Annotated in this window: 12 protein-coding genes; 1 reads left to right on the top strand and 11 read right to left on the bottom strand. The window is 36.7% G+C overall.

Annotated features, from left to right (window positions below; all coding sequences use genetic code 11):
- Positions 1–2: 2 nt before the first annotated feature.
- From BLP54_RS14090 to BLP54_RS14070, 6 genes are all read right to left on the bottom strand, one after another.
- The gene (locus tag BLP54_RS14090) at positions 3–1241 is read right to left on the bottom strand and encodes a nucleotide sugar dehydrogenase (protein WP_090170822.1); all 1239 of its coding nucleotides are present in this window, start codon (positions 1239–1241) and stop codon (positions 3–5) included.
- A gap of 36 nt (positions 1242–1277) precedes the next feature.
- Positions 1278–2102 (bottom strand): metallophosphoesterase, encoded by an 825-nt coding sequence (locus BLP54_RS14085; protein ID WP_090170819.1) that lies wholly within the window; start codon positions 2100–2102, stop codon positions 1278–1280.
- A 59-nt stretch (positions 2103–2161) separates the two neighbouring features.
- A complete protein-coding gene (locus BLP54_RS14080; RefSeq protein ID WP_090170815.1) occupies positions 2162–2989 on the bottom strand; it encodes a DUF4422 domain-containing protein in 828 nt (275 codons plus the stop codon).
- Between the two features lie 68 nt (positions 2990–3057).
- On the bottom strand, positions 3058–3195 hold the full coding sequence (locus tag BLP54_RS15915; RefSeq protein WP_015550308.1) for a hypothetical protein: 138 nt from the start codon (positions 3193–3195) through the stop codon (positions 3058–3060).
- 112 nt (positions 3196–3307) lie between these two features.
- Positions 3308–4654, bottom strand: a complete 1347-nt coding sequence (locus BLP54_RS14075; protein ID WP_143002039.1) for a hypothetical protein — start codon at positions 4652–4654, stop codon at positions 3308–3310.
- Between the two features lie 231 nt (positions 4655–4885).
- Entirely contained in the window at positions 4886–5974 is a 1089-nt protein-coding gene (locus BLP54_RS14070; RefSeq protein WP_090170809.1) for a glycosyltransferase, read from the bottom strand.
- 169 nt (positions 5975–6143) lie between these two features.
- Here BLP54_RS14070 and BLP54_RS14065 point away from each other — a divergent pair, with 169 nt between their 5' ends.
- The gene (locus BLP54_RS14065; protein WP_090170806.1) at positions 6144–7163 is read left to right on the top strand and encodes an acyltransferase family protein; all 1020 of its coding nucleotides are present in this window, start codon (positions 6144–6146) and stop codon (positions 7161–7163) included.
- Between the two features lie 49 nt (positions 7164–7212).
- On the opposite strand, the gene BLP54_RS14060 is transcribed toward BLP54_RS14065, so the two are convergent.
- From BLP54_RS14060 to BLP54_RS14040, 5 genes are all read right to left on the bottom strand, one after another.
- Positions 7213–8682, bottom strand: coding sequence for a lipopolysaccharide biosynthesis protein (locus tag BLP54_RS14060; protein WP_090170803.1), 1470 nt, complete (start codon positions 8680–8682; stop codon positions 7213–7215).
- A 19-nt stretch (positions 8683–8701) separates the two neighbouring features.
- Complete coding sequence (locus BLP54_RS14055; protein ID WP_090170801.1) at positions 8702–9751, bottom strand: sugar-transfer associated ATP-grasp domain-containing protein; 1050 nt, start codon at positions 9749–9751, stop codon at positions 8702–8704.
- A 178-nt stretch (positions 9752–9929) separates the two neighbouring features.
- Positions 9930–10862: a carbamate kinase gene (gene arcC, locus BLP54_RS14050; RefSeq protein ID WP_028247472.1), complete on the bottom strand. Its 933-nt coding sequence runs from the start codon at positions 10860–10862 to the stop codon at positions 9930–9932.
- A gap of 78 nt (positions 10863–10940) precedes the next feature.
- Positions 10941–11381 carry a VanZ family protein gene (locus tag BLP54_RS14045; protein WP_090170798.1) on the bottom strand — a complete coding sequence of 147 codons (441 nt, stop codon included), beginning with the start codon at positions 11379–11381 and terminating at the stop codon, positions 10941–10943.
- Between the two features lie 24 nt (positions 11382–11405).
- Positions 11406–13133, bottom strand: coding sequence for an LTA synthase family protein (locus tag BLP54_RS14040; protein ID WP_090170795.1), 1728 nt, complete (start codon positions 13131–13133; stop codon positions 11406–11408).
- Positions 13134–13521 lie beyond the last annotated feature (388 nt).

Below are 13521 nucleotides of genomic sequence, written 5' to 3'. Positions count from 1 at the left end.
ATTTAATCTCTCTTGAATATATCTCTTGTGTAAACCTTGTCGATAACATCGTCCAAACAAGAATCATATCTATTTGCGATAATGCTGTCGCTCATTTCCTTGAACTTTGCCAAGTCATTTACAACAACACTTCCGAAGAAAGTATCTCCGTCATTAAGGGTTGGCTCATAGATAATTACTGTAGCTCCCTTAGCCTTGATACGCTTCATGATTCCCTGAATAGAACTCTGTCTGAAATTATCTGAATTAGATTTCATGGTGAGACGATATACACCAACTGTAACCTGCTTTTCGCTTGCAGCATTCCAGGTGTTACCTTCAGAATATCCATAGTAACCAGCCTTCTTAAGAACTCTGTCAGCAATGAAATCCTTACGGGTTCTGTTGCTCTCTACAATGGCTGACATCATATCCTGTGGAACATCCTTATAGTTTGCAAGAAGCTGCTTTGTATCCTTTGGCAAGCAGTAACCACCATAACCAAAGGATGGATTATTGTAATGTGAGCCGATACGAGGATCAAGGCAAACGCCATTGATAATCTGCTGTGTATCAAGACCCTTCATCTCTGCATAAGTATCAAGCTCATTGAAATATGATACGCGAAGCGCAAGATAAGTATTAGCAAAAAGCTTAACAGCTTCTGCCTCTGTGAAGCCCATAAAAAGTGTATCAATATCCTCTTTGATAGCGCCTTCCTGAAGAAGTCCTGCGAAGGTATGAGCAGCCTTAACAAGTCTCTCGTCCTCTAAATCTGTTCCTACAATGATTCTTGAAGGATAAAGATTATCATATAAAGCCTTGCTCTCACGTAAGAACTCTGGGCTAAAAAGGATATTCTTTGAGCCATATTTTTCTCTTACTGACTTTGTGAATCCTACCGGAATAGTAGATTTGATGACCATGATTGCATCAGGGTTATACTTCATTACAAGCTGAATAACATTTTCAACCGCTGATGTATCAAAGTACTGGGTCTGAGAATCATAATTTGTAGGTGCTGCAATAACAACAAATTCAGCACCTGTATAAGCCTCCTCTGCATCCAAAGTGGCTACCAGATTCAATTCTTTTTCTTTAAGATATTTTTCGATATATTCATCCTGAATAGGAGAAATCTTTTTATTTAACTTCTCTACTTTTTCAGGAATAACGTCTACAGCATGAACCTCATGATGCTGTGCAAGCAAAGTAGCAATAGAAAGACCTACATAACCTGTACCTGCAACTGCAATTTTCATAATCATCTCTCTCTTTCTAGTCAAAAAATATTAATACTAATCCTTGTGTAATTTCACAAATACAACCTCTCTTGGATTGTTCCAACGAGGTATTCTGGCATCTCCTAACCCAGAGCTGCACACCATTGTAGAATTCTTTTCCCTGTATAAGCCATGATCGTACTTAGGGAAAAAAGTATAGTCAGACGCAAACACTCCTCCACCAATAGGAACTCGTACAAGGCCTCCATGAATATGACCAGTGAATAATAAATCATATCCATACTCAGATAAAAAATTAAATTTAGCGGCATCGTGACATAACAAAATATTAAAGTAACTTAAATCTGCATACCCTAGTACATCTCTCATATTCGCAGAAGAATCCCACCAATCCAATCCACTAATACGAATCTTTGCGCCATCTTTTTCTATCTCAGCGGTTTCGTTATGTAAAATAGTAACATCATTTTCAATACATATCTCTCGGAACTTATCATATGGTGCACCACCATACGGACCATCAGTGTAATACTCATGATTACCTGTAACATAATACATAGGAGCCACATCACGAAGTCCCTCAAGAAGATATCTGGCATTATCTACTGTATGTTCTTCATCAACAATATCTCCCGTAAGAACAATCAAATCTGGCTTTGTATTCTTGACCGTTTTGATAAGTAGGCTTTCATTATTTCCGAATTCCTTACAATGAAAATCGCTTATCTGAACAATCTTATACCCATCAAATTCTTCTGGAAGAGTAGAAAAATGCAAATCATATTTAGTTAGCTTTAATGGGCTAATAAAACCCATGCACAACAAGATAAGAATAGTTAAAAATATCTTCAGCCCTATTCTCTTCTTTTTCTTCTTCATATAAATCAATTCCTTCGATAAAAGTACCCATACTCTACTTGGTACAGTTTAGCACGAATTTATGCACTCTTTGTGTACTTCTTGCCAAAGAACTTTGCCTGAAGGAACCAATATCCCTTTTTTATCCAATTGATTTTCTCTGAGTATGCTGCAGTGACTTCTGTAACAATCTTTCCCTCAGATTGAATCTTAAGAATCCAAACATTCATAAGAATCTCACTTACACGGCCAAAAAGACGTGCCTGAAAAGCTGTTAGTCCTGTAACATCCACACAATCTTCCACGCCCTTTAACAAAGCAAAAAGCCACTCGCTATATTGATCAAAGATATCCTTCTTCATGATGCACATGTTATACATGCTGCCATTTGTTCTGGAAAAAATAGCATCCATGTATTTCAAATCCTCTGGATAAATCTTCGCCATTACATCTCGGGCCACATCTAGATGCATGCCATCCATGGTATGAGCATAGTGACTGTATAGAGTCTCAATGAAATATTTATTTCTCTTAGGAATAACAACATCCGCTTCTGTCATGAGCTTCTCAATTTCATCTTCTGTAAGCACATTTTCAAAAGGGGCTGCTTCTGTTCCCAAGTTCTTTTTATTTGCAAAGTATCTTCTGTAGTGGCAAAGCCCTACTACATCTGCTGTAATATTTTTCCATATATAATATGTGGCTGTCAGTTCACAATAATAAGGATTCTTTTGAGAGATATTCTCTCCACCATCATCACGAATTATATCTCCTGTTCTTTCCGAAATGCCTACCTGGCTATATGAAATTGGATCCTTTCCTTGGGCTCCAACCTGAATCGGATAGTAACAAGGCTGTTCTGGCAGCTGACAAGGCTTATGTGTAGCTATAAATATTTTGATATCCAAGCTCTAGTCTCCCATAAAAAAAGACGCCTATAACCATAGACGCCTTTTGTAATCATAATTGGATTATACTAATCCTCTTCGCCGTCCTCTTCGTCTACAATTGCTGCCGCAGCACCTGAAACCGCAGATACCACTGCAATAACTGCAACAATGACAACTAACAATATTAACGCAAAAAAGAAAATTAAAAAACCGCCCTCAGTCATGTTAAACCCTCCTTCTCACTAAGGCAATTATATCTCTTTTATATCACAAAATCAAATCTACACAAAAAACAAGGGCGAGCACCTGCGGCTCGCCCCATAAATCTATATTGTTTTATTCAGCAGAATTATCTAACTGCTTCTCATTTGGCTGTACGAATCCGTAAGGATCTCCATCAAATGTATATGTTACTTCGTAATTGAAGCCAGTCTCATCATTTGAGATTACTGTTGTAACAACAGCATTGCCATTCTCATCTTCAGAAGTGATTGTACCTACCTCGTATTCTGTGTCAGCAGTACCGTTCTCATCACCACCAACCTGAGCATTATCCATGTAAATTCCATTTACATAATTTGTCATTGTTCTCTGGTGATTAGACTTGAACTCTGTTGGCTTGAGATACTCTGCATTCTCAATATTGTTGTCTGTTGGGAATACTACACCCTCTGTTCCGATGATGTTTCCTTCCTTGATATCGAAAGTCTCGATATCATACTCCTCACCTTCGCAAAGAGCATTTGCTTCCTGTGCTGTGAAGATAACAGCTGGAATAAAACCTACGATTCCCTGCTGATTGATCTCTGTATCTGTAATAACATCCTGGATGTCATTATAGAACTTTGAAGAATAGCCTGAACCTGAAGCATTCTTATAAACTAAAATCATAACCTCACGATCATCAGATAATGAAATTGTTCCAGCAACCTGATAATTTGGATCGTTCTTTGCAAGTTTCTCAGCAACCTCTTCTGTGGCAATAATTACGCTCTCCCCGCTGTTCTCTTCTGTCTCAGAAACTACTGGAGTCTCCTCTGTTGTAGAAGTCTCTGTTGTAGAAACCTCTGTGCTCTTAGTCTCTGTCTTTGGAAGATTAACAATTGCTGCACCATTGTTCGCTGCAGAATTAGCTGCCTTCTGAACTGTTGCGTAATCATTTGTTCCAAGAAGTCTTGAAGCTGCATAAATTTCTGTAGAAACAAAATCATCCTCATCAAAGAGTGAGATAACCTTGATTCCAGCCTTCTCACAAGCTGCGATTGTTGTAATATCACGCCCCTCGTTGATACCCTTTGTGTAGTAATGTACGAAGTACTTTACGATATCACGACCGAAAAGATCCTTTAACTCTGGATATGCACTTGCGTAAGCTGATGCATTAAAAGTAGGCCATCCTTCTCTTCCTTCAAAGATACCGCACTTTACAAAATGCTCTAAAAGAAGAGCCTCGTCTGTGCCAAGGGCCTCAACCACATCATCATACTTTGAAGCATAGTAAGCTGCATCAAAATACTTGTATACGATTTCGAGCTCCTGCTGTGTAAGTGTTCCGTAAGTAACCTGTGATGGTGTATCTGCCTGAGTGTATGGTGCCGCAACCGATACAAATGCAGATGTACCAACTGTCCCCGCAGCTATAGCCATTGCACAAGCTACAGCTAAAAATCTCTGTTTTTTCATTCTCTTATTCTCCTCTGTTTTCATAACATTAAAAAAAGCCATCATATCCATAAATTCATGGATAAAATGGCTTCATACTACTCCCTTTATATAAAGTTTTTGGTATTGCCTGTTCCTGAATTAATAGATATTGCCTAATTCGTTATAAAATATAACACTCGAAAAAATGGTTTTCAAGGGATTTCGTTATAATACATAACGCTTGGCAAAATCTTCCAAATTCTGGCAAATCTACCTTAACTGCTTAGCTCTATTAAACACTCCTGGGAAATAATGCTTTGTGTATTCCATTAACCTTGCACGCTTAAGAGCTGTTCCAAACATTCCTTCCGCAAGTGGCTTGTATAGCATCTTAATAGTGCGGGAATTATCTGGCAGATACTTTCGCATCTCCTTGTAAATTGGAGTCGCTGCCTCGTTCTTGCACCACTTCAAAATCTCATCGGTTTTTGTCTTAGTCTCTAGCTGGCGAACCATAGCAGACTGAAAGCTTCTGAAATACTCTTTTGATAAAATTCCAAGAGCCTCAAAATCACAGGTCTTCCATTTCTGCTGCTGATCAAAAATTCTCTTAACGCGAATCTTCTGAAGCTCAAAATAATCATCAATATCTCCACCAGTCAAACGCATCTGCCCCTGATTTCTATAGTGGTAAAGAACATCATTTAAGATGGTAAGTGACTCTGTGAAATCTAACATGTCGCAGTTAAATAAAATATCCTCCACATGCTTTATCTTCTGAAAACGAAGATTATTATTCTTAATCACACTGGTCTTATAACACTTGTTCCATGGATAACCAAGCATGGTTATTTCTTCCATCTGCATGGCTAATCTATGGATGGTAACTGGATCATTGGTGGTGAGCATATCGTCATCATAATCCAAAAGTTCCAGAGTGATTCCCTTCATATATTCAATTTTTCCTGATTCGTAATTACGATAATCTTCTGTAAAACTATAAACCAAAAGATCAACAGGATTTCGTTCCAAGGCTGCTGCACAAACTCTCAAAAGATTCTTCTCATATAAATCATCTGGATCTAAAAAGAGGATATAATCTCCTGTGGCATGCTCGATGCCAGTATTTCTGGCAGCAGAAACGCCCTGATTTTCAGGATGTTTTATATACACAAATCTATCGTCACGATTAATGAAACTACGAGCAATATCTGCACTGTTATCAGGTGAACAATCATCCACAATGATAACTTCAAAATTGTCATAGGACTGCATCATGAGACATCCTAATGCATCACCAATATATTCACCCACTCCGTATGTAGGCATTATAACGGAAAACTTTATTTCTTCGCTCATATTGACATAATACCCAAAAACTATATAGCTGTCAAAGACTCCATTTTTTGTCTATTAATACTCATCATCTCCTTATTGGACTAGCTGAATTTTATTAACAATAGCCAAATAAACAATGTTATAATCAGAAAGTGTATTATTACACAATGTTTTATGGGAGAGTTATATTATGAATTTTATTTTATTACTTGTAATTTTGGTTTCTCTTTTCGGTGTACATTACAGAAAAGAACCAAGTGCGGACTATATCAGCCCCAATCAAACAGCAGCAATCAACGGTATTTTTGTTATGTTTGTATTTATGCGGCATATCAATCAATATCTAACAGCTGGCAAATATGATAAAATTTTTGAAATCTTCAACTTTGGAATTGATCAACTAATCGTCACTACGTTTCTTTTCTATTCCGGCTACGGCATCATGTATTCTCTTCATAATAAAAATAACTACATTGATACAATGCCAAAAAGAATTTTAAAAATTCTAATTCAGTTTGATTTAGCAATTATTCTTTATTTGATTGTCAGCATAATCGTAGGTGAACATTACTCAGTTCCTGATATCTTACTTGCGTTCGTTGCATGGAAATCACTAGGTAATAGCAATTGGTATATTTTTGCAATTCTTTTCATGTATGTATCAACATTTATAGTTGGTAAAATCTTAAATAAAAGCAATGTTCTTACCCCAATCCTAGTTACATTATTTGCTATGATTTATATAATCTTTACTAGACACTTCGGTAAAGGATTTCATTGGTATAGCACGATATTCTGTTACCCACTTGGCATGTTCTTTGAGATTTATAAAGATAAACTAAATGACTTTTTCAAAAAGAATATTTTGAACCGTGTGATTGCATTTATTTTAATGGCTGTACCATTTACTATTAGTTTTTGGATTTGTAAAACTTCAGGTAATTCACATGTCGTTCTTCTTGCTTACGAATTATCAACAATAACCTTTGTTTTATCCATAGTAGCTTTATCGACACTCTTTGAGTTTTGTAATCCAGTAATAAATTATTTTGGAAAAAATGTATTTGAGATTTATATTTTGCAAAGAATTCCCATGATTCTTCTAGAGAACAGACTGTCTAATCAATATATCTATTTCTTCATTTGCTTTGGCATCACTCTTCTTCTTGCAATTGGCTTTAAGAAACTTATGAAATATATTCCAGTATAAAAAAATCCATCCCTTATGTATGATAGGGGATGGATTTTTTATTTACGTCTTACGCTGCTTTTTTTCTATCTTTGAACTTAATTAATGTACTAAATGCGTACTCTGCTGCCTGCATTTTGAATAATTTTGCACCACCAACATATACTACAGCACCAACTATTACCTGAATAATTAATACGATAATTAATGGTAAGAATTTTGGTAATGGTAAGAAATAAACTATTGCAAACATTGCAGCTGATAATAGGAATGAAGGTATCATATCCTTTATCTGTTCGAAATAGCTGTAATCCAACAATGACTTATTTGGGAAGGCGTTAACCACACTAGCAAAAATAGTATAGAAAACTGAACCCATACCAATTGCAAAAACGCTGATATTCATAGTACCTAAAATAATCAAAATACCAACTGTCTTCTTAATAACCTCTAATCTCAGGAAGACATCGCTCTTTCCCTGAGCTTTGATAGCATTTAAGTTTGCAGTATGAATTGGCTGCATACCACTTACAAAACAGAAGATATATAAGAATGGTAAACTTGGAAGCCATTTTTCTGTAAGCAATAATATGAACACCGTCTTACCAGTTGCCATTAAGCCAAACATAAATGGCCACATGATAAAGCTACTTGTCATAATAGCTCTTCGTGTCATGTTCTTTAACTTTTCTTTATCATCCTGTACCTGCGACATTACAGGAAAAAGAACACTATTAATTGATGTATTGATATTATTAACTACAAAATTTGGAAAAGTCTTTCCTCTGTTGTAGTAAGCAAGATCAGAACCCGAATATACCTTACCAATAATAAGCTGTCTTATGTCATTGTAGACAGTGTTAAGAAGATTTGAAAGCAACAGCTTCCATCCATAAGAAAACATTCCCTTAAGTCTCTCGAATGAGAACATCATCTTTGGTCTCCACTTTACTGTCGCCCAAAGAACAATTGTATCAACAAGTGTATTTACAACCTGCTGAGCTACAAGTGCCCATACACCAAAGCCCATATATGCAAGCACTATTCCAACAACACCTGCAAGCATAGTTCCAAACAAGGTTGAAAAGAAAAACTTCTTAAAAATCAAGTTTTTAGATACGTATGCCTGCTGAACATTCTTTACACCAGATATAATAATCGTAATACCAAGAACTCTTATAACCGCTGTAAGTTCGCTATTATCATAATAATTGGCAATTAATGGAGCAACCGCATAGAACACTCCATAAATCACAAGACACATGAAAATGTTAAAGAAAAAGATTGTGGAAAAGTCTAACTGATCTGCATCTTTTTTCTGAATAAGTGCACTTCCCATTCCACTATCAACAAACACTTGAAAGATAGACAAGAAAACGGTAACAAGTGCAATTGTTCCGTATTCACTTGGAGAAAGAAGTCTTGCAAGAACAATTGAAATTACAAAACTTATTCCCTGTGCACCACATCTTTCAGCATATCTCCAAATCAAGTTGGATATAGTCTTATTCTTTATCTCATTATTCTGTTTACCATTCATAACATCCTATTCCTATCCCTTAAAAAATTCCGTAGCTTGAAAGGACCTGTCCTAAAAGCTCATTTTTCACACCATGCTCCATCTGGAAGATTCTGCAACCGCTTGAAGCATTTCCTTCTATAATATAAAATCCTTCATCAGTAAGCAATATATCCCATGCCACAAAATTTAAATATGGCAGTTTATTTGTTAATTCTACAACCTCATTAACAATATTCTTCCAGTTAGGAATTCTTTTACCTGTAAATACTTCATTGGTATCTGGGTGATAATTAAACGATATTCCTTCTATTCCTTCACCACCGTGAATGGTGTAGCCTGCTCCCAGTTCACCTGTTTCTGCATCTACAGAAATAGTAAAGCCACCTTTGCTGACATTGTCTACAGGAATACTTTTCTTACATCCGCATCTTTGAATTGCACAGATAAAGCGCGCTTTTTCCTCACCCTTTTTTCTTGCACAAACCAATCTAATAGTATTTGTGGTGTAAGGGTATAAGCTTGCAGCAAATTCAGACTGAGTAATATACTCGCAAAGAATTGCGCTGCCTTCTCTATCGAATAGTTTGCTCACTTCTTCTGGAGTTATTTTTTCTCCATTTACATCAAACTCACCATTCTCAAAAGTAATGACATAGGTACCACCACCGCCGCCTCTGTTTGTCCATTTTAAAACGGTCTTTTTATATTTCTGAAGGTACTCAATAAGATTCTCTTTATTTATACCATCTCCATGAAGACCATATACAAATCCATTATTGACCCACGCATAGTTTTTGGGAACATTTGCATACTGTCCAACAATTTCCTCGAAAACTAATTTGTCATCTAATATGAATTTATAGCCGCCATTTATTTCTCTGGCTTTTAGTCTCTCGTGCTCAGAAATATAATCCTTATAATCATTTTTATCTAACTCAAACCAACGATACTCATCTGGCGAAAAGCCTCTCAGGGCATATTGCACTCTTGTTGGAAATGGGAGTTTTGCTTCACTCTTAGCTTTCCAAACATTCCATTTCCAAGCTTGATATCTTTTATATCTGTTCCTAATTTTTCTCAACTTCATGATACATTCATCCCCCGTTATTTTGGATATTTTTTTACTCAGACTTTCAACATTGTACAACTACAAAACGTACTTTTTCAACAACTTTATTAAATTTCATTTATATATTATGCCTATAAAAAAAGGATTCAGCCCGTATTTAAGCTGAATCCTCTATACTTAAAATTTTTTATTTTAATTATTTTCCAATCATAGTTCCAGTCTGTCCGCCAACAGCATTTCCAGCATCAGAAAGCTTTGTGATCAGCACCTTACGGATAGCTGAATCACCAATATAATCAATAGCTGCCTGAATCTTTGGCGCCATATCTGTCGCACCAAACTCTCCTGCTGCAAGCATCTTCTTTGCATCAGCTACAGAGATGTAATCCAGTGGCTCCTCATCAGCCTGTCCAAAGTTCTTGCAAACCTTTGTAACTGATGTAAGGATAACAAGCATATCTGCATCAAGCTCTGAAGCAAGAAGACCTGCTGCTGTATCCTTTTCAACTACTGCCGAAGCACCCTTTAATTTGTTGTCCTGTGTGAGGACTGGGATACCGCCGCCACCTGCTGCAATAACCACCTGATCTGCATCGCAAAGTGCCTTGATAGCATCAATCTCTACAATCTCCATAGGCTTTGGAGCTGCCACAATTCTGCGGAAGCCTCCCTCTACCTTAACTGTATGATTACCCTTAGCCTCCTCAGCCTCGGCTTCTTCCTCTGTAAGGATTCTTCCGATAATCTTTGTTGGCTTATAAAAAGCTTCATCATATGGGTCTACAGTAACCTGTGTAAGTACTGTGGATACTGGCTTGTAAATGCCACGTCCTACAAGCTCAGAGCGAATAGCCTGCTGCAAATCGTACCCAATGTAACCCTGACTCATTGCCGAACAAACCGACATTGGTGTAGGTGTGTAATCAGGATGATTCTGATAAAACTCTGAAAGTGCTGTATGAATCATTCCAACCTGTGGGCCATTGCTGTGGGTGATGACCACCTGATAATCCTGCCCGATAAATTCTGCCACTGCTACCGCTGTGCGTTTTGTAGCGTTCCACTGCTCCAGCACAGTTGTGCCAAGTGCGTCATGTCCAAGTGCAATAACTATTCTCTTTTTGCTCATATGATGCCTCCGAATCGTTTGCCATAACTATTATTTTTTATGTAATAATTCTACCATAACAGTACCCAGTAGACACTATTAATATGCTCTTTTGCCTCTTCTGTTTCCAATAATCGCAAGTGTTATTAAAATACCAAGGGCTGCGCCAGCTGTATCAATCCACATATCTGATACCTGACCTGAACGACCCTCTACAAAAAGCTGAATTGTCTCATCAATAAATGATGCTGAAAGCGCAAATGCAACAGGCTCAAAAAATCTTCTAAGCCATCCCTTCACAAAATAAGCCAGCTCAAGCGCAAGTAATACACCCAAAATTGCATACTCTGTAAAATGAGCTGCCTTTCGGACATAATGTTCTCCATTTTCACCTTGTAAAAATGGGAAAATCTTTGATAGTACTTCGAGCCATTTTCCACTCTCACCAGCTGATACATCTGCCGGTTGCATACTGTGACCCCAGATAACTGCCAGCCACGCCACTATTAAAATTCCTAAAATAATCTTTCCTTTTTTCATATCACGTATTCTATCAAATCCTTATTATTTTGTTAATCGCTTATATTCAGCAAATAAATACTTATTCCATTCATCCTCTGCTGATTTGTCATTGGTGATATTATTTATCTTACCATCGTTATCTATATATGAACCAAAAGTAGTTTTACCTGGCATTACACCATGTAGGTTCAAAATCTGCTTGTAGTAATCATCCAACTCAATTCCTGCTGAATACAAAACAGATGGAAGTAAGTCTATCATACTGGTGTATTCCGTGAAGATACTTCTGTCCATATCATAGTTTGACCAGATCAAATATGGAACCGTTCTGTCATCAATTTCCTTTTCCTCCTGCGAAGCTCCTTCCTTACTGAGAGAGGTTGAATATGAAAAGGTATGATCACCAAGCATGCAAATAATAACTGGTCTGTCGATTTTTGAATAATAATCTGTTAACTCCTTAAAGGCTTCTGCAGAAAGTTTAACACTTGACTCGTATTCATCAACAATATCATTAGACACTTCATATTCACCTATGGAATGAACAGTATCCATCTCTGGGTCGTTCTGCTCATAGCCACCATGATTCTGATAAGTAAGAAGATACATGAACTTAGGTGAATCCGATGACTCATTATATACCCTGATTAGATCCTTGTAATTGTCCTCATCAAGCCAGTCTCTATTGCCATTTTTATGATGATATTCATAAGCATCTGGGCCAAGATATATATTGTCAAATCCCATCGCTGTGTAGGCTATCTTTCGATTGTAATTCTCCTTTGAATAACAATGGAAAGCAAAGGTCTCATAATCATTATTCTTTAAATACGACACAATAGTATCGTTATGCTTTTCAAAATTTATATAGTTAAAAGGTGCACCTGTTGAAAGCAAGGCTGTCGAATTAGAAGTAAGAAGCTCATACTCTGAAGTATTTGTTCCGCCTCCTGCATTAGGAACAATACAGTATCCCTTATACAGATTGTCGATTGACTCTAATGCCTCCAAAGGATTCACATCTGTTTTCACATCGCTGTATTTTGTGATGTCACTAAAGGTCTCATTTAAAATGACAATAATATCCGGATGAGTGTCAGAAACCTTATCCTCCCAGCCCTCTACGTCAGTAGGAACGAGCGCTTCATCATAACCCTCTGGCTTACTGAAATGATTAATGCAATAAATACTGTCAGTAATCAAATATGAACAATAGCCTCTCTGCTCTATGATAAAAAATGGAGCCCAGCTCATATTATTGTTTGCGATTTTATAAGATACAAAACCATAGAATATTACAAAAGCAGCAAAGATTCCCTTCCATACTAAATGGAACTTATCTTCAAAATATTCATCTATAAATTTCTTTGGGAAAGCAAGAACCACAGCCACATTAACTGCTAATAGAAGCACTATAAATATTATCCTTGGACTAAAGGATAAATGATAATGATTCATAACAGAAACCGCTGTTTTGAAGTTCTTAAAAAGAGTAAAACAAAGGGCACTTCCGTGAAGCTGCAAAACGAAGTGCGATACGATACTCCAAAGGAAAGTCGCCCCAGATACAACCAGTAACGCACCTTTTTTCTTAATCAGATTAAAGAAAATTATATTAATCAAAAAACAAATCAAAACATTATGTATTGTATATTTGTTAATTACTAATCGATTGCTTGCTCCTAATAATAAATCCAAATAAGTAATAGCACTAAAAATTCCAAGCCATAAATATACCAGCCAAAATGAAACACTTTTAAACTTCTTCATAAAATTACTCCTCGTATTATTTCACAGCCGTAATTCTAACACAATTACAAGTGAAAAACTAACAAAAAAAGAAGGGGCTGTCGCTTTAGATGATTAAATCATCTAAGCGAGGCCCCTTTTTCTTACCATAAATTGTGGATTTGAGAAATGGTTTTCATTGTTATTGTGAAAAATTGAGTACTTTAACAAGCCGATGTGATAATCGGCGCATTGTTGCCTTTTTCATTTTGAAGTGTCAAAAATTATGAGGCTTTTTTCAATTCAAACAGGTGTGTTCCTGTTCGCTCAGCAGCAATCTTATGATGTAGCTTATTTATATCATAGCCGATTGCCAGCAGTATGCTCTGTGCAAGAACATTTTCTTTTCCACGATACAGATATCTTCTGA

The sequence above is a fragment of the Pseudobutyrivibrio sp. 49 genome (assembly GCF_900100545.1).
GTDB lineage: Bacteria > Bacillota > Clostridia > Lachnospirales > Lachnospiraceae > Pseudobutyrivibrio.
The sequence above is the reverse complement of the archived record's forward strand: the minus strand, read 5'-3'. Positions and strand labels throughout refer to the sequence as shown.

Bases quoted from the DNA above. Each gene is read 5' to 3' on its own strand.
- BLP54_RS14090 (WP_090170822.1), bottom strand. From the start codon at position 1,241: ATGAAAATTGCAGTTGCAGGTACAGGTTATGTAGGTCTTTCTATTGCT.
- BLP54_RS14085 (WP_090170819.1), bottom strand. From the start codon at position 2,102: ATGAAGAAGAAAAAGAAGAGAATAGGGCTGAAGATATTTTTAACTATT.
- BLP54_RS15915 (WP_015550308.1), bottom strand. From the start codon at position 3,195: ATGACTGAGGGCGGTTTTTTAATTTTCTTTTTTGCGTTAATATTGTTA.
- BLP54_RS14075 (WP_143002039.1), bottom strand. From the start codon at position 4,654: ATGAAAAAACAGAGATTTTTAGCTGTAGCTTGTGCAATGGCTATAGCT.
- BLP54_RS14070 (WP_090170809.1), bottom strand. From the start codon at position 5,974: ATGAGCGAAGAAATAAAGTTTTCCGTTATAATGCCTACATACGGAGTG.
- BLP54_RS14065 (WP_090170806.1), top strand. From the start codon at position 6,144: ATGAATTTTATTTTATTACTTGTAATTTTGGTTTCTCTTTTCGGTGTA.
- BLP54_RS14060 (WP_090170803.1), bottom strand. From the start codon at position 8,682: ATGAATGGTAAACAGAATAATGAGATAAAGAATAAGACTATATCCAAC.
- BLP54_RS14055 (WP_090170801.1), bottom strand. From the start codon at position 9,751: ATGAAGTTGAGAAAAATTAGGAACAGATATAAAAGATATCAAGCTTGG.
- arcC (WP_028247472.1), bottom strand. From the start codon at position 10,862: ATGAGCAAAAAGAGAATAGTTATTGCACTTGGACATGACGCACTTGGC.
- BLP54_RS14045 (WP_090170798.1), bottom strand. From the start codon at position 11,381: ATGAAAAAAGGAAAGATTATTTTAGGAATTTTAATAGTGGCGTGGCTG.
- BLP54_RS14040 (WP_090170795.1), bottom strand. From the start codon at position 13,133: ATGAAGAAGTTTAAAAGTGTTTCATTTTGGCTGGTATATTTATGGCTT.